We start from the raw sequence: 14,315 nt of genomic DNA, 5'->3' as shown, positions 1-14,315 counted from the left end.
TCGATAAGAGAAGATACCTATGCAGCATCGCCCCGGGACCGCCCGGTGGACAGTCGGACGAGATGCTGCCCCGTACGAGCAGTGAGCACAGGGAGAGTTGCTGCAATGCACCACGGCACCGGCCGCCCAACGGCCAGAACGACCCAAGGTTTTCGCGCTATATTCCAGTATTGCCTGAAGCCGTCGGCTTCAGGCCCGTCCGAGGAATCTGTCATGTTCCGGATCTGCCTGTGCCTGCTGATCGTAGTCGCCAGCTCGACTTCGGCTGCGCGCGAGATCAAGCTCAGCTCCGCCAACAGCGGCAGCTGCCCGGAATCGATCGCGCTCGAGCGCGAAGCTGCACGTCCCCAGGCACGCGCAACCGCTGCGCCGGCCCGCGCCACCAAGCCGGTCAAGCCGGCCATGCACAGCGATGCCGCCAGCAGCAATGGCCGCATGCAGTCGCCGCGCTGGCACAGCTTCCTGCCTGGCATGTTCCGCTAAGGCAACGGCTACGCGGTACGTGTAACTGCCACCCTTGCTGAACCTGTTCCGGCGCTTCTCGCGCACTCCTGACACGATCCCCGACGCGATCTGGCTGCAGACGCGCGCTCGCGCTCCCTGGCTTCCCCACCTCGATCCCGGACGCGATGCGCGCCTGCGCGAACTTGCGGCGCGCTTCCTGCACGAGAAAACCATCAGCCCGATCGGCGAGCTGGTGCTGGACGAGGTCCAGCGCTGCATGCTCGCCGCGCTGTGCTGCCTGCCATTGATCGAATTCGGTGCGCAGGGCCTGCACGGCTGGTCGCAGCTGATCGTCTACCCCGACGCCTTCCGCGTGAATCGCAGCCACATGGATGCCGCCGGCGTGCTGCACGAATGGCAGGACGACCTGATCGGCGAAGCCTGGGAAGCCGGGCCGGTGATCCTGTCGTGGGCCGACGTCGTGGCCGACTGCGAAGATCCAAAGGCAGGGTTCTGCGTGGCCGCGCACGAGATGGCGCACAAGATCGACGTGCTCGATGGTCTGCTCGATGGCACGCCGCCATTGCCGCGCCCCTGGCAGCGCGAATGGGCGCGCGATTTCCAGTTGGCCTACGACGCGCTGGCCGCGCGCGTGGACGCGGGCGAGGACACCGCGATCGACGGTTATGCCACCGAAGCGCCGGAAGAGTTCTTCGCGGTCGCCACCGAGTATCACTTCAGCGATCCGCAACTGCTCGAGACCGAGATGCCGCAAGTGGCCGCGCACCTGCGCCGGTTCTACGGCCCGTCACCGTTCGCGCAGGCGCACCCGTAGCGGCGCGCTTTACAGGCCCGGTGGCAACACGACTTCGAAGCGCGCACCGCCGAGCTCCTTCGAGCGGCTGACATCCAGCGTGCCGCGATAACTGCGCACCACGTCGAGCACGGTCGCCAGGCCGATGCCGTGGCCCTGTACGCGCTCATCGCCGCGCACGCCACGCTGCAGCACCAGGTCGATCTTGTCCTCCGGCACACCGGGGCCGTCATCGTCGACGGCGAGCAGCAGACCCGGGCGGCGGTTGGGTGCGATCTCGCCGCGCTTGGCGGTGAGCAGCACGCGTGAGTGCGCCCACTTGAAGGCGTTCTCGATCAGGTTGCCGAGCACTTCCTGCAGGTCGCCCGGCTCGCCGTAGAACTTCACGCCTTCCTCGATATCGAACTCGCACAGCACGCCCTTGGCGGCGTAGATCTTTTCCAGGCTGCGCACGATCTGGTCGGCATACGGTTCGATTTCCAGCGGAGCGGCGAACAGCATGTGGCCCGATCGCGCCGCGCGCGCCAGCTGGTACGAGACCAGGTCGCTCATGCGTCGAACCTGGATGTCGACTTCCTCGCGCAGCTCTGCGGCGGAGATGTCCTCGCCGGCGCGCGCGCGCAACACGGCAAGCGGTGTCTTCAGGCTGTGCGCAAGGTCGGCCAGCGTGTTGCGCTGGCGGTCGAGGTTCTCGCGCTCGCTCTCGATGAAGGCGTTGATGCTCTCGGTCAGCGGTTCGAGTTCGCGCGGATGGCGGCCGCTCATTCGCGATGCCACACCGCGCTGCACCTTCTTGAGTTCGTCGATGACGCGTCGCAGCGGGCGCAGGCTCCAGCGCAGCACCACGGCCTGCAACAGCATCAGGATGAAACCGGCGCCGCCGAGGTAGCGCCACAACGCCTGGCGGAACACGCTGACCTGGCGGCTGAGCGCGGTGGTGTCTTCGAGGATGTAGATCGTGTACGGGAACTCCGACTTGGCATCGCCACCGGCGCTCCAGATCAGGCCGCGGCCGTAGCGGTAGGCCTCGCCGGGCTGGCCGTTGATCTCGGTGATCGGCAGCGGTCCTTCGAAGTGCTCCTGGTTGGCTTCCAGCATCTGCCCGGCCGGCAACGACGGCCCCTGCGCCGAGGCCGAATCCCAGTGGCCGTTGGGCAGGATCACTTCGGCATACAGGCCGCTGCCGGGACGGTCCAGGCGCGGATCGACTGTTTCGTAGGGCGGGATGAACTCGCCATTGCGGGCGAACTCACCGCCGGCGACATAGGCCAGCGCCAGGCTGCGCAGGCGCTGGCGCATGTTGCTTTCGGCGGTTTCCAGGAAGGCGCGGTCGAGCGCGTAGCCGGCCAGCGCCAGGAAGGCGATCAGGCCCAGGCTGGCGCCCAGCAGCTGCCGGGCCTGCAATGAACGCGGCTGGCCCCAGCTCATGGGCGCGGTCCCCGACTCATGGGTGCGGACGGCGCGGGCTGGGGAGTCGACATGTAGCGCAAGCGTACTAACGCTACCGCGCGATGGCGATCACTCGCCGTCGCGCGGCGCGCCCCTGTCATCAGATCCCTGCCAGCGGCTGCGTTGCGGGCGAGCAGTCAGTCCCCGCTGCGCGCGATGGCGAAGCGGTAGCCGCGGCCGCGCACGGTCTCGATCGGCTTGAGCGCGCCGTCCGGGTCGAGCTTCTTGCGCAGGCGGCCGATGAAGACCTCCAGCACGTTGGAGTCGCGGTCGAAGTCCTGCTGGTAGATGTGCTCGGTCAGGTCGGCCTTCGAGACCAGCTCGCCGGCGTGCATCATCAGGTACTCCAGCACCTTGTACTCGTAGCTCGTCAGGTCGACGTTGCTGCCGGCGACGCTTACCGTCTGCGCGGCAAGGTCGAGCACGACCGGGCCGCACTCCAGGGTCGGCTTGCTCCAGCCGGCGGCGCGACGCACCAGGGCGTTGAGGCGGGCCAGCAGTTCCTCGATGTGGAAGGGCTTGACCAGGTAGTCGTCGGCGCCCTGCTTGAGGCCCTCGACCTTGTCCTGCCAGCTCGAACGCGCCGTCAGGATCAGCACCGGGAATTTCTTGCCCTCGTCGCGCAGCGCCTTGATCAGCTCCATGCCCGACATCTTGGGCAGGCCGAGATCGATGATGCCCAGGTCGAACGGGACTTCGCGGCCCATGTAGAGGCCTTCCTCGCCGTCCTGCGCGGCATCGACCGCGAAGCCTTCCCGCTTCAGCCGGGCTGCCAGGGTCTCGCGCAGAGGAGCTTCGTCTTCGACCAGCAGAATTCGCATGTGGACTCCAATGTCTGTCGTTCTGTCTCGGCCGCTCCCCGTCGCCGGGGCGGGCTGGCCAGAGCGTGGCGGTTCAGTCGTCGTCGCGGCGTGTAGGTTCGTCACGGTCGCGGCCGCGGTCACGCGTCTGCGGGTCGTCCATGTAGATCCTTACCCGACCGCTGGAATCGACCACTTTGACGCGATTCACATCGCGACCATCGTACGGCACCCGCTCCGCGCTCAGCACCTGGCCGCCGGTCCGGCGTTCGACCCGGCGCACCGAATCGGACAACTCCTGGCGATCGGAACTGCGGTCGTGGCCCCTGTCCTGGCCGCCACGGTCCTGGCCTTGACCGCCCCGGTCCTGGCCACGTCCACCGCCCTGACCCTGACCCCTATCCTGCGCCAATGCATCGCCGCCCGCGACCACCAGGGTGGCAAGCAACAGCAGGGCGAAGGGTCGGCGTATCAACGTCATCATGCTCGGTGCAGGCGGCTCTTGCGGGGGCGAGCTCTTGAGGCAAGCTCAACTGGGCAATATCGCACGATCGTGCGACGAGAGTGCATTCTCGGAACGATGCGGTGAATCCGGTCTGAACTTTTCCATCACGCCGTGGCCGGGATTCAGGCCCAGCGCCGTTGCCAGTGGCTCTCAGTAGATTTCGCCGACGCAGCAGCGCAGCGATCCACCGCCGGCTTCGATCGCATCCAGGCCGATACTGCGCAGACCGAAGCCCGCCGCAGCCAGGGCCTCCCGATGGGGGCCGCTGAGGGCCGCGGCCGCCTGCGCGCTCATCCACACCGCGTCGTCGGACAGGGCGATGGCATTGCCGGCGAAGGCGGCATGCTCGGCCGGGGACAGCTGCAGCGCGTGCGGCGCATAGAAGTCGACTATGGCCTCGACCACCGCTTGGTCGGCGAAGCCCCCGGCACATACCAGTGCCGCGCGCCCGGCCAGGATCGCGAGCACCACATTGGTGTGGTACTCGCCGGGGGCCAGGTCGAACATCAAGGTGGCACGCAGGCCGAGGGCTTCGTACATGAGCCGGGCACCGGTCTCGTCACAGCGCTCAGACAGGCCGCAGAAGCCGAGGCCGCGGGCGCGGTCGATCACCAGCGCACCGGTCAGCTCGCACGGGTGCGGCTGGGTCGACAGGTCGATCTCGGCGTAGTCGAGCACGCCACCGAAGAAGGCACGAATGTCGGCACGGGAGGCTTCGCGCTGGCGCACCGGGTGACGCATGCGTCCGACGACGTAGCGGCCGGCGGCGGTGGCGAAGACGTTGTTGGGGAACAGCGCGTCGGGCGTTTCCGGATCACCGGCGAAGCAGACCGTCGGCAATACCTGCGACAGCGCGCGATGCAGCTCGCGGTGCTCGGCACTGGCGCGTGCAGCATCGAAGCCGGCGGCCTGCGCCATGTAGCGATTGTCCACGGCAGACTGCTCGGCGAGGCGGAAGCCATCGGGCGCGACCAGGAAGGCAGCGCGTGCGGTCGCGGGACCGAAGTCGGCGTGCGTGGCGCGGGCGGTCGCGAGGAATCCGGCGACGTCGCGGGTGATCATGCGGCGCCCGCCTGCTCGGCGGCGAACGACTCGGTCAGCGCCAGTGCCTGCTCGATCAGCGACCAGTCCGCTCCCGGCTTGTGCGCGCCCTCGCTCAGCACCTGACGGAACGCGCGGCCACCGCGCTCGCCGGCAAACAAGCCGAGCAGGTGGCGCGTGATGTGCTTGAGGTATACGCCGCGCGCCAGCTGGTCCTCGATGTAGGGCCGCATCGAGCGCAAGAGCTCGGCACGGCTGCGCACCTCGCCACCGAACCAGGCCACGTCGAGCTGATGCAGCAGGTACGGGTCGTGGTAGGCGGCGCGACCGAGCATCGCACCGTCGGTGTGCTCCAGGTGCGCGGTGGCCTCGGCCTGGCTGGCGATGCCGCCATTGACCACGATCTGCAACTGCGGCCGCTCGCGCTTGAGCTGATAGGCCCAGTCGTAGCGCAGCGGCGGCACTTCGCGGTTCTCTTTCGGCGACAGACCTTTCAGCCAGGCATTGCGCGCGTGGATGACGAACATGCGGCAACCGGCATCGGCCACGGTGTCGATGAAGGACAGGAAGTGGTCCCAGTCGTGGTCGTCGTCGACGCCGAGACGGCACTTCACCGTCACCGGCACGTCGCAGCTTGCGACCATCGCCGCGACGCTGTCGGCGACCAGCTGCGGCTCACGCATCAGGCAGGCGCCGAAGCGGCCGGCCTGGACGCGGTCGGACGGGCAGCCGCAGTTGAGGTTGACCTCGTCGAACCCCCACTCGGCGCCGATGCGTGCAGCCTGCGCCAGCAGCTCCGGCTCGCTGCCACCCAGCTGCAGCGCGACCGGGTGTTCGATCGGGTCCATCGCCAGCAGCCGCGGGCGGTCGCCGTGGATCACCGCATTGGCGTGCACCATCTCGGTGTAGAGCCGGGCATGCGGGGCCAGCAGACGGTGGAAGACACGGCAGTGGCTGTCGGTCCAGTCCATCATCGGGGCGACGGAGAGGCGCAGCTGCAGCGGCGGGATGGCGGGGGCGCGGGTCATTTGCGGGGCATTGTAAGGCCCGCCGGCTGAGCCCCGGCTCAGGACGCCGCGGGCTCCCACACCATGTACACATCCGCCCGCGCGTAGTGCGAGCCCGGGCGCGGCGCGGGGTAATGGCGGAAGCCGACGCTTTCGTACAGCGCCAATGCCGGGCCGAGTTTCCTGCTCGATTCCAGGAACAGCTCGTGGCCGTTACGCGCCTTGAAGGCATCGATCGCACCGTGCATCAGCAGTCGACCGACACCGGCACCGCGCTGTTCCGGCGCGACGGCCATCTTGGTCAGCTCGTATACGCCTTCGGATTCGCACTTGAGGGCGACCGTGCCAACGGCGCGATCGTCGGCGTCGATGGCGAACAGTACGTGGCCGCCATTGGCGAGGATGTGTGTCTCGGGGTCGCCGAGCACTTCACGGTCGATCGGCTCGACCGTGAACCAGCGTTCGAGCCACTCAATATTGAGCTTGGCGAAGTCGTCACGCCAACGCGGTGCGTAGTCGACGATGCGGATGGGGGATGGGTCGCTCATGCCGCCATGATAGTGCTGCCCACGGCGGCAACCTATCAGTGTTTGTCGTTGCCCTTGCTCTTGCCGTTGTCCTTGGCACCCTGGCCCTTGCCCTGGCTCGCACCCTTGCCCTGCCCCTGGCTGGTGCCCTTGGACTTGCCGTTGCCCGTCGACGCCTGTGCCGGCTTGCCCTTGCTCGACTTGCCCTGCGCGCCCTTGCCGCGACCCGGGAAGTCGCGTTCCAGATCGGAGTCGATGGTGATCGTGCGGCCCCAGCGGTCGTAGCTGGGCACGAAGCCCTTCTTGAGGCGATGGAATTCCGCCGAACCGGGTTTGATGCCCAGGCCCTGGGCGACATTGCCCCAGCCCTGGCCGTGGTCGCGTTCCCAGATGTCGACAACGTAGCGGCAGGGCCGGCCGATGATCGATGCGATCGAACAGGCCAGGTAGACGTCGCCCGGTGCCCAGCGGCGGTCGACCAGCAGGCCGGTCACCAGGTCACGCGGGGCGCCGTAGTAGCGCACCATTTCGTCGACGAACGGGTCGCGGTAGCGACTGCCGTAGCGGTTCATGTCGCTGGCCCAGGTGTCGACCCAGACGTCGCCGCTGCGCGGATTCCAGCCGTATGTGTAGTCCTGGGCCGAAGCGGCGCCAGCGCTGGACAAGCCAACCAGGGCGACGAACAGCCCGGCAAATCTCGACTTCCACTGGGAATTCATGGGGTGGGTTCTCAACTGCGTTGGCGGGAATGCTGGGCGCGCTGCGGTGAACCGGTTCTGAAAACACGCCCCCGGGGCGGAAGCGGTTGCCGGGCATTTATACGAGTTTTCTGCAGGCGGCGTGAGGGGCCCGTCGCCACAAACGGCAACGGCACCCATCGGGGTGCCGTTGCCGGGGCCAGCCAGGCGACGATCAATCGTCGTCGTGGTGGCGGTAGCGACGGTCGTCGCGATAACGGTCGTCGTAGCGGACGTAACGATTGCCGTCGTAGCGGTTGTCGTAGCGGTCGCGGTCGTAGTAGACGTGATCACGGCGATGGTCGTAGCGACCGTCGTAGTAATGCGTCGTGCACTTGCCGTGCTTGTTGCACTTGCCGTTGTTGTTGTAATAGCCGTAGGCATTGCCGTAAGGCGGACCCGAACGGTAGACGCGGCGGTAGTACCTCGGGCGCCCGTAGTCGTGGACGACGATCAGGCGATCGCGGTAACCGCGGTCGTAGCGGGAATAGGGATAACCGCCGTGATAGATCACGTCGGCGACATCCACGATCACCCGTGCCCAGTCGTCGCCATCGCCGGCACGTGCCGGCGTCGGCGCCATTGCGACCGTACCCAGGCCGGCGGCCAACACCACGGTAGCCATCCAGCGGGAAAGGACGGTAGCCATCTTGATTCTCCTTGTTGCCCACCCCCCGGCGGGCACGGCATCAAGATGAGGTGAGGCGGGTGAACCGATTTTTAATGAAACGGGGGGGCGCCGTGGACGCTTAGCTGGCGTTGGGGTTGGGACGTCTGGCGAGCGACGCGTTGAGTGGTCCCGGGTGCGGCCCTTGGCCTTACCCGGGCTACGTCAGGGGGCTGCCAGGTGGCGGATCATGGCGGGGAGCTGGGCGGCGTGCTCGACGCGGCGCAGGCGCGGGGCATCGTCGGCGACGTCGGCTTCGTTCTCGTGCACCCAGTTGGTGTGATACGGGACATGGATGCCCCAGCCACCGAGTTCGAGCACCGGGGCGATGTCCGAGCGCAGCGAGTTGCCGACCATGACGAAGCGCTCGGCGGGAAGATCGAACTCTTCGAGCAGGCGCGCGTAGGTGGCGGTGTCCTTCTCGCTGACGATCTCGATGCGGCGGAACAACTCGGCGAAGCCGCACTGCCGCACTTTCGCTTCCTGGTGGAACAGGTCGCCCTTGGTGATCAGCACGACGTCGAACTCGGTGGCGATCGCTTCGACCGCTTCGCGGATGCCGGGCAGAAGTTCGACCGGATGACGCAGCAGGTCCTTGCCGAGGGTGACGACGCGATGCAGGTCCTGGGCGCTGATGCGCGACTGGGTGATGTCGACCGCGGCCTCGATCATCGACAGCACCATGCCTTTCACGCCGTAGCCGAACAGGGCGATGTTGCCCTTCTCGACTTCGTACAGTCGTTCGAGCACGCGTGCGTCGTGCAGGTCGACGTACGCGCCGACGATGCGTTCGAAGTCGAGCTGGGCCTGGTCGAAGTAGTCCTGGCTGCGCCAGAGGGTGTCATCGGCGTCGAAGCCGATCAGCTGGATGTCACTCATGTGCGCATTATGAGGGAACTGTCGATGCCCCAGGTCGATGCCCATAAAGAACAAGGGCGGCCGAAGCCGCCCTTGTCGTGGGAGAGGTGTTGCCGGCAGGCTCAGCCGCCGCTCTTGCTCTTGCCCGGTGCGGTCTGCACCTTGGCCACGTAAGCCTTGTACTCGTCGGTCGTGAGCGCGCCATCGGCGTTGGAGTCGGCCTGGTCGAAGACCTGGCCCAGGGCCGGGACGGTCGAGGCCTCGTTCTTGCTCAGCGCGCCGTCCTTGTTGGAATCGACGTCGGACCAGCTCTTCTTCTGCGGCGCAGCGGTCGGCGCAGCCGAGGCAGGTTCGGCCTGGGCAGCGGCGGCATCCTGGGCGGCCGGCGCCGGCGAAGCGGACTGGGCGAACGCGAGCGGAGCGGACAGCGCGGCCACCAGTGCGACGGCGGCGAGCAGCGGCTTGCGGGAATGGATGGTCATGCGTGTCTCCTGAAGTGGGCGGCCTTGAAGCCAGTTTCGATGCGCGGGAGGGCAACGTTGCCCCCTGACGTGCCGCACGACCCCACCTTGCCGGCGCACGCATGAACGCTTCTGCGGCGGCAATCGTTAAACCAGCGTTTTTTTAACCACACTCCGTGCGAATGACGGTAGCCGAGCGCCGTTTAGGTGACCGTGTTGGCGGATGAATGTGACGCAGTGGGAAATTCCAGCACGCCGCGCCGCCGTTGTTTTGCTGAACACAACACAACCTTTACCAACATCGGCGTCAACCAACGCGATCGATCAAGCAGGACGACATGCCCGGCAATCCGGCGCGAGGTTCGCGAAGGGGCGGCAGCGTGGTTCCCGGCATCTGCCAGGATGATCCGGCGTGATGACGCTGCGCCTCAGGCCTCGTCTTCACCGCGGACATCGGCCTGCGGCACACCGTCGTCGTCGAACTCGACGACGACCGTGATGGGGCGGCAGCAGACCTGGCAGTCCTCGATGTAGTTCTGGGAACCGGCCGAATCGTCAATCACCAGAGTGATCGTCTCGCCGCAGTAGGGGCATTGCACGTCGACGGTGGGAAGCATGGCTTCCTCCTGGATGGCCGGGACATGCCCGGCCATGGGTTCAGGGCTTGGGCAGCGGCTGGTCGGGAGCGGGCACCAGTTCGATGTCGACCGGTTCGCCCGGATTGTGGCTGCGGATGTGGAACTGCGAGTCGTCGATCGCGATGATCTCGGTCGGATAGCTGATGCCTTCCTCGACCATCACCAGCGCACCCTTATCGAACGACCAGCGACCATGCATCGGCGTGCCATTGGGCGAATCGATCACCAGCGTGCCGTCGGCCAGGAACACATAAGTAGTGCCGGGTTCCACCGCGCCGGACTTGCTCACCTTCCACACCTTGTCGACGAACGCCGATGGCAGTGCCGGGGTCGTCACTGCCGGTGCGAGCGAGGCGTCTTCCGAAGGCAGCGGCGCATCGGTGGAGCGCGCAGGCTGGGCGGAGGTGTCCGCGGTGACCTGCGGCGTTGCCGGTTCGGGTTGCGGCGTCGGCGCCTGCGCCTTGCAGGCAGCCAGCACCAGCGTCGTCGCAACCAGCAGTGCTGTCGCGCAGCGGTTGTTCCTGGAGCGGTTGGCACGGGACGTCATTCTGTCCACCTCATCGTGGTTCTGGATGGAGGGCACCTTAGCACCGTCGTCGCAGCCGCCATCGTGCCGGCGTGCTCATCACGCGCCTCTAACCCTTTCGCGGCAAAGCTGGCAGGCACCGTTGCGAGTGATGGGCGCCCGCCCGGCCACGCACGCCTGGCGCATGCGCTCCCATCGCAATCCAGGAGCGAGACGATGAAGATCCGCCATGTATTCAGCACGCCCGATCTGGACACCGCGCAGGCGGTGATGAATACCGCGCGCGGCGCCGGTGTCGACAACGACGACATCCTGCTGGTGGCGCGCTCGGACATCGAGCTGGAAGACATCCCCAACGAGCGCAAGGAAGCCGACACCGACCTGATCCCGGCGGCGCTGCGCGGCGCAGGTTACGGCGGTGCGGCAGGCCTGCTCGCCGGCCTGGCCGCGGTCGTGCTCACGCCCATCGGGCTGACGCTGGCCGGCGCCGCGGCGGCGACCGTGGCCGGTGCGGCCGTGGGCTGCTGGGCATCGGCGCTGGTCGGCTCGTCCATTCCCGACCCGATCCGGCGCAAGTTCGATGCCGAGATCCAGTCCGGGCGGATCCTGGTGGTGCTCGATGGCAAGAAGGAATTCCTCGACGCGCTGGAATCGACACTGATCGCATCCGGCGCCACGCCGCTGCCCTACGAATCGACCAAGGCAATGGCCTGAGTCAGCGACGTCACGGCAGCGCCGACGACGTCCGCGCCGGCACCGGCTTGCCCAGCCCCAATGCCGTGCGATAGCGCTCGTGCAGCAACTGCACCTTGGCGACATACGCCTGGGTTTCGGCGTATGGCGGCACGCCACCGTAGCGAGTGACTGCGCCTATGCCTGCGTTGTATGCCGCGGCGACCAGGGTGAGGTCGTCGTGGTAGCGGCGCATCAGTGCACGCAGATGGCGCGCACCGGCATCGATGGATTGCACTGACGAGAACGGATCAACCACGCCGTACTCGCGACCGGTCGCCGGCATGAGTTGCATCACACCCTGCGCGCCCTTGGGCGAAACGGCATTGGCATCGAAGCCGCTTTCGGCGTGCGCGATCGCGCGCAGCCATGCTTCGTCGACGCCGGTGGCGCGCGCGGCAGCTCGGAACTGTTTCGGGTAGCGGTCGAGCTGCGCTGGGCCGACCTGTCCGAGCCCGACGTGCGCCGGCTCTCCGGGCGGCGCAGGCACGGTGAACGCGAGCACCTTCACCGAACCTGGCAACTTGCGCGTGCCATACACGACCTTGCCGTCCTGCTCGCGCTGATAGAGCGTACCGCTGACTGCGCCGCTGCTGCCCCACAGGTTTGGCAGGGCGGCCGCGTTGTCGTCGATCTCGCGCGCCTTGCAGCGTGAACCGGGCTCCGGCGCGGTCGAGAGGCTGACCGTGCCGTCGCGGACGCAACGGTAGACCTTGCGCGCCTGCGCTGGCGCGGCGATCGACAGTGCCAGCACGGCCAGCAGGGCGACAACGGCGGTATTCGACCGGCTCATCCGGCGGATTCTAGGCAGCGCACCTATAGGGGAGATGAAGCCGCCGGTGATCGCCGCACGCTGGCTACGCGGGCGTGGCCTGAACAGCCATGGCGCCCAGTCGCTGCAACGCGGCGTCGGCACGCTCGTCGAGCGGGTGGCCGAAGTTGAGTCGCAGGCAATGGCCGAAGCCGCGACTGGCCGAGAATATCGGCCCCGGCGCAATGCTGATGCCGTCGTGCACCGCCTGCCGCTGCAGCGCCAGCGCATCGCTGCCGGCGGGCAGCTCGATCCAGGCGAAGTAGCCACCCAGCGGTCGCGTCACCCGCGTGCCCGCCGGAAAGTAGCGCGCCACGGCCGCGATGTACTGCTCCTGTTGCGCGGCCAGGGTCGAGCGCAGGCGGCGCAGGTGGCGATCGTAGCCGCCGCGCTGCAGGTAGCGTGCGATCGCCAGTTGCGCCGGCACGTTGGTGTTGAGCGTGGTGGTGAGCTTGTTGCGCGCGATCACCTGGCGGAATCGTCCGGCGGCGACCCAGCCGATGCGATAACCCGGCGCAAGGCATTTGGAGAACGACGAGCAATGCATCACCAGGCCGTCGCGGTCGAATGCTTTCGCCGGCAGCAATCGCTTCGGTCCGAAATGCAGTTCGGCATAGACGTCATCTTCGATCAGCGGGATCGCGTGTTCGGCCAGCAAGGCGACCAGCTCGCGCTTGCCGGCTTCCGGCACGGTCGCGCCGAGCGGGTTGTGGAACGTCGGCATCAGCCAGCATGCGCGCGGCGAATGGCGGGCGATGGCCGCTTCCAGCGCAACCAGGTCGATGCCGTCGCGCGGATGCGTCGGCACTTCGATCGCGTGCAGGCCGTTGCGCTCCAGCGTCTGCAGCACCGCGTAGAAGCACGGCGATTCCACCAGCACCGCATCACCCGGGCGGGTCACCGCGGAGATCGCCAGCGTCAGTGCTTCCATCGCCCCGTTGGTGATCACGATCTCGTCGGCTGCCACTTCCATGCCGTCGATCAGGTAACGCTGGCTGATCTGCCGACGCAGCTCGCCCAGGCCCGGGGTGAGGTCGTCGACGGTGCTCCATGGATCGAGTTCCACCGCGGTGGCGGCGACGGCGCGGCCGAGTTTCGGCAGCGGGAACAGCAGCGGGCTCGGGAAGGCCGACCCGAACGGCACGACGTCGCGATCCATTGCCGACTGCAGGACGTCGAAGACCAGCTCGCTGACATCGACGCTGCGGGAGTCGCCGTCGGGGCGCGAGGCGATCTCCGGTTCCGGCGGCAACAGCCGCGGTCGCTGCGCGACGTAGTAGCCCGAGCGCGCGCGCGATTCGACCAGGCCCCTCGCCTCCAGCAGGTAGTAGGCCTGGAACACCGTCGCCGGGCTCAGCCGGCGCGCGGCGCAGGTCTGCCTCACCGACGGCAGGCGCTCGCCGGGCCGGAAGACGCCGGCCTGGATGGAATGGGCGATGTCGTCGGCGAGGGCCTGGTAACGCTTCATGGGGTGATCAGGCCAGGGCCCGGAGGGAGGCCGGGCGGCAATCTGATACGGTTTTTCTGACCATTTCTGATTCTATTACGACTGATACCCGCAGCCTAGACTGCGCGCATTCCCCACCACGAGCCCGACCGCCATGTCCGCGGACGTGCAGCTGCACCTCGCCCTGATCCTGTTCGCCCCCTGGTTTGCGATCCTTTCGGTCCTGTACTGGCTCTACCCGCGCCAGCCACGCGGGCCGGCGCGGACGCTGGCCGATTCCTCCGCCCTGGTGCTGGCCACCGCCGCGGCCATGGCCGGCATGTACTGGGGCATGTGGCATGCCGACCCCGGTTTCGGACCGATGTGGAAGCAGGTCCTGGCGACCTCGCTGGCCTATGGCCTCTACCTCGGGGTGATGACCGTCGCCCTGCTCCTGCGCCGGGCCTGGTTCTCGCGCCTGCGCGCCCGCCAACCGCACGCCAGCCAGAGTCCGGCCTCCCCATGAAAACCTTGTTCGTCGTCGCCTTCCTCGGCCTGATCGTCTACAACCTCGGCGCCGCCCTGTATTACATGCTGGTCGACCGGGGCCAGAGCAAGCGCGCAGTCAATGCCCTGACGTGGCGGATCGGCTTGTCGATCGCGCTGATCGGGATGGTTGCGGCAGGCATTGCGACGGGTCTCATCCAGCCGCACGGCGTCGGCACATGACCGTCACCAAATGAAACGGCCTTCACGCCCCGCGCACTAGGCTCGTTGGCGCTGCCGGCAGCAGGAAACCCGTATCGCCGGCACGCCCGGAAGCAAATTGATCCAGGTCAAACGCGCACGGAAGGCGCGTTCATAGAATGCCG

At 67.4% G+C, this 14,315-nt stretch carries 19 protein-coding genes; 5 read left to right on the top strand and 14 right to left on the bottom strand.

Annotation, left to right across the window (positions count from 1 at the left end; translation table 11 throughout):
- Positions 1 to 213 precede the first annotated feature (213 nt).
- Together MNR01_RS13795 and MNR01_RS13790 are read left to right on the top strand one after the other, a co-directional pair.
- On the top strand, positions 214 to 483 hold the full coding sequence (locus MNR01_RS13795) for a hypothetical protein (protein ID WP_241918340.1): 270 nt from the start codon (positions 214 to 216) through the stop codon (positions 481 to 483).
- A 76-nt stretch (positions 484 to 559) separates the two neighbouring features.
- Positions 560 to 1,279: a M90 family metallopeptidase gene (locus MNR01_RS13790; protein ID WP_241920632.1), complete on the top strand. Its 720-nt coding sequence runs from the start codon at positions 560 to 562 to the stop codon at positions 1,277 to 1,279.
- A 9-nt stretch (positions 1,280 to 1,288) separates the two neighbouring features.
- Here MNR01_RS13790 and MNR01_RS13785 read toward each other — a convergent pair whose 3' ends face one another.
- The 12 genes from MNR01_RS13785 to MNR01_RS13730 form a co-directional block, all read right to left on the bottom strand.
- Positions 1,289 to 2,686: an ATP-binding protein gene (locus MNR01_RS13785; RefSeq protein ID WP_241918339.1), complete on the bottom strand. Its 1,398-nt coding sequence runs from the start codon at positions 2,684 to 2,686 to the stop codon at positions 1,289 to 1,291.
- Between the two features lie 158 nt (positions 2,687 to 2,844).
- Positions 2,845 to 3,528, bottom strand: coding sequence for a response regulator transcription factor (locus MNR01_RS13780; protein WP_158733946.1), 684 nt, complete (start codon positions 3,526 to 3,528; stop codon positions 2,845 to 2,847).
- A gap of 73 nt (positions 3,529 to 3,601) precedes the next feature.
- On the bottom strand, positions 3,602 to 3,988 hold the full coding sequence (locus tag MNR01_RS17530) for a hypothetical protein (protein WP_345779014.1): 387 nt from the start codon (positions 3,986 to 3,988) through the stop codon (positions 3,602 to 3,604).
- A gap of 174 nt (positions 3,989 to 4,162) precedes the next feature.
- Positions 4,163 to 5,074, bottom strand: coding sequence for an arginine deiminase-related protein (locus MNR01_RS13770; protein WP_241918338.1), 912 nt, complete (start codon positions 5,072 to 5,074; stop codon positions 4,163 to 4,165).
- Entirely contained in the window at positions 5,071 to 6,081 is a 1,011-nt protein-coding gene (gene dusA, locus MNR01_RS13765; protein ID WP_241918337.1) for a tRNA dihydrouridine(20/20a) synthase DusA, read from the bottom strand. The genes MNR01_RS13770 and dusA overlap by 4 nt, the downstream gene beginning before the upstream one ends.
- Before the next feature lie 38 nt (positions 6,082 to 6,119).
- Positions 6,120 to 6,608, bottom strand: coding sequence for a GNAT family N-acetyltransferase (locus tag MNR01_RS13760; protein ID WP_241918336.1), 489 nt, complete (start codon positions 6,606 to 6,608; stop codon positions 6,120 to 6,122).
- A 35-nt stretch (positions 6,609 to 6,643) separates the two neighbouring features.
- Positions 6,644 to 7,306: a hypothetical protein gene (locus MNR01_RS13755; RefSeq protein WP_241918335.1), complete on the bottom strand. Its 663-nt coding sequence runs from the start codon at positions 7,304 to 7,306 to the stop codon at positions 6,644 to 6,646.
- Positions 7,307 to 7,499: 193 nt separating this feature from the next.
- Complete coding sequence (locus MNR01_RS13750) at positions 7,500 to 7,973, bottom strand: hypothetical protein (protein WP_241918334.1); 474 nt, start codon at positions 7,971 to 7,973, stop codon at positions 7,500 to 7,502.
- 183 nt (positions 7,974 to 8,156) lie between these two features.
- Positions 8,157 to 8,870: an HAD family hydrolase gene (locus MNR01_RS13745; RefSeq protein WP_241918333.1), complete on the bottom strand. Its 714-nt coding sequence runs from the start codon at positions 8,868 to 8,870 to the stop codon at positions 8,157 to 8,159.
- Positions 8,871 to 8,971: 101 nt separating this feature from the next.
- Positions 8,972 to 9,331, bottom strand: a complete 360-nt coding sequence (locus MNR01_RS13740) for an EF-hand domain-containing protein (RefSeq protein ID WP_241918332.1) — start codon at positions 9,329 to 9,331, stop codon at positions 8,972 to 8,974.
- A gap of 407 nt (positions 9,332 to 9,738) precedes the next feature.
- Positions 9,739 to 9,927 carry a CPXCG motif-containing cysteine-rich protein gene (locus MNR01_RS13735; RefSeq protein WP_241918331.1) on the bottom strand — a complete coding sequence of 63 codons (189 nt, stop codon included), beginning with the start codon at positions 9,925 to 9,927 and terminating at the stop codon, positions 9,739 to 9,741.
- A 40-nt stretch (positions 9,928 to 9,967) separates the two neighbouring features.
- Positions 9,968 to 10,495, bottom strand: coding sequence for a hypothetical protein (locus MNR01_RS13730; protein ID WP_241918330.1), 528 nt, complete (start codon positions 10,493 to 10,495; stop codon positions 9,968 to 9,970).
- Positions 10,496 to 10,690: 195 nt separating this feature from the next.
- Between MNR01_RS13730 and MNR01_RS13725 the strand changes: the two genes are divergently transcribed.
- The gene (locus MNR01_RS13725) at positions 10,691 to 11,188 is read left to right on the top strand and encodes a hypothetical protein (protein ID WP_241918329.1); all 498 of its coding nucleotides are present in this window, start codon (positions 10,691 to 10,693) and stop codon (positions 11,186 to 11,188) included.
- Positions 11,189 to 11,198: 10 nt separating this feature from the next.
- On the opposite strand, the gene MNR01_RS13720 is transcribed toward MNR01_RS13725, so the two are convergent.
- Together MNR01_RS13720 and MNR01_RS13715 are read right to left on the bottom strand one after the other, a co-directional pair.
- The gene (locus MNR01_RS13720; RefSeq protein WP_241918328.1) at positions 11,199 to 11,999 is read right to left on the bottom strand and encodes a lytic transglycosylase domain-containing protein; all 801 of its coding nucleotides are present in this window, start codon (positions 11,997 to 11,999) and stop codon (positions 11,199 to 11,201) included.
- A gap of 64 nt (positions 12,000 to 12,063) precedes the next feature.
- Positions 12,064 to 13,485, bottom strand: coding sequence for a PLP-dependent aminotransferase family protein (locus MNR01_RS13715; RefSeq protein WP_241918327.1), 1,422 nt, complete (start codon positions 13,483 to 13,485; stop codon positions 12,064 to 12,066).
- 133 nt (positions 13,486 to 13,618) lie between these two features.
- Between MNR01_RS13715 and MNR01_RS13710 the strand changes: the two genes are divergently transcribed.
- Together MNR01_RS13710 and MNR01_RS13705 are read left to right on the top strand one after the other, a co-directional pair.
- A complete protein-coding gene (locus MNR01_RS13710) occupies positions 13,619 to 13,969 on the top strand; it encodes a hypothetical protein (protein ID WP_241918326.1) in 351 nt (116 codons plus the stop codon).
- Positions 13,966 to 14,172 (top strand): twin transmembrane helix small protein, encoded by a 207-nt coding sequence (locus MNR01_RS13705; RefSeq protein ID WP_241918325.1) that lies wholly within the window; start codon positions 13,966 to 13,968, stop codon positions 14,170 to 14,172. Before MNR01_RS13710 ends, MNR01_RS13705 begins: the two co-directional genes overlap by 4 nt.
- The last annotated feature ends 143 nt before the right edge of the window (positions 14,173 to 14,315 follow it).

The organism is Lysobacter sp. S4-A87 (assembly GCF_022637455.1).
In the GTDB taxonomy this organism is placed as follows: Bacteria; Pseudomonadota; Gammaproteobacteria; order Xanthomonadales; family Xanthomonadaceae; genus Lysobacter_J.
The sequence above is the reverse complement of the archived record's forward strand: the minus strand, read 5'-3'. Positions and strand labels throughout refer to the sequence as shown.

Bases quoted from the DNA above. Each gene is read 5' to 3' on its own strand.
- MNR01_RS13795 (WP_241918340.1), top strand. From the start codon at position 214: ATGTTCCGGATCTGCCTGTGCCTGCTGATCGTAGTCGCCAGCTCGACT.
- MNR01_RS13785 (WP_241918339.1), bottom strand. From the start codon at position 2,686: ATGAGCTGGGGCCAGCCGCGTTCATTGCAGGCCCGGCAGCTGCTGGGC.
- MNR01_RS13780 (WP_158733946.1), bottom strand. From the start codon at position 3,528: ATGCGAATTCTGCTGGTCGAAGACGAAGCTCCTCTGCGCGAGACCCTG.
- MNR01_RS17530 (WP_345779014.1), bottom strand. From the start codon at position 3,988: ATGACGTTGATACGCCGACCCTTCGCCCTGCTGTTGCTTGCCACCCTG.
- MNR01_RS13770 (WP_241918338.1), bottom strand. From the start codon at position 5,074: ATGATCACCCGCGACGTCGCCGGATTCCTCGCGACCGCCCGCGCCACG.
- dusA (WP_241918337.1), bottom strand. From the start codon at position 6,081: ATGACCCGCGCCCCCGCCATCCCGCCGCTGCAGCTGCGCCTCTCCGTC.
- MNR01_RS13760 (WP_241918336.1), bottom strand. From the start codon at position 6,608: ATGAGCGACCCATCCCCCATCCGCATCGTCGACTACGCACCGCGTTGG.
- MNR01_RS13755 (WP_241918335.1), bottom strand. From the start codon at position 7,306: ATGAATTCCCAGTGGAAGTCGAGATTTGCCGGGCTGTTCGTCGCCCTG.
- MNR01_RS13750 (WP_241918334.1), bottom strand. From the start codon at position 7,973: ATGGCTACCGTCCTTTCCCGCTGGATGGCTACCGTGGTGTTGGCCGCC.
- MNR01_RS13745 (WP_241918333.1), bottom strand. From the start codon at position 8,870: ATGAGTGACATCCAGCTGATCGGCTTCGACGCCGATGACACCCTCTGG.
- MNR01_RS13740 (WP_241918332.1), bottom strand. From the start codon at position 9,331: ATGACCATCCATTCCCGCAAGCCGCTGCTCGCCGCCGTCGCACTGGTG.
- MNR01_RS13735 (WP_241918331.1), bottom strand. From the start codon at position 9,927: ATGCTTCCCACCGTCGACGTGCAATGCCCCTACTGCGGCGAGACGATC.
- MNR01_RS13730 (WP_241918330.1), bottom strand. From the start codon at position 10,495: ATGACGTCCCGTGCCAACCGCTCCAGGAACAACCGCTGCGCGACAGCA.
- MNR01_RS13725 (WP_241918329.1), top strand. From the start codon at position 10,691: ATGAAGATCCGCCATGTATTCAGCACGCCCGATCTGGACACCGCGCAG.
- MNR01_RS13720 (WP_241918328.1), bottom strand. From the start codon at position 11,999: ATGAGCCGGTCGAATACCGCCGTTGTCGCCCTGCTGGCCGTGCTGGCA.
- MNR01_RS13715 (WP_241918327.1), bottom strand. From the start codon at position 13,485: ATGAAGCGTTACCAGGCCCTCGCCGACGACATCGCCCATTCCATCCAG.
- MNR01_RS13710 (WP_241918326.1), top strand. From the start codon at position 13,619: ATGTCCGCGGACGTGCAGCTGCACCTCGCCCTGATCCTGTTCGCCCCC.
- MNR01_RS13705 (WP_241918325.1), top strand. From the start codon at position 13,966: ATGAAAACCTTGTTCGTCGTCGCCTTCCTCGGCCTGATCGTCTACAAC.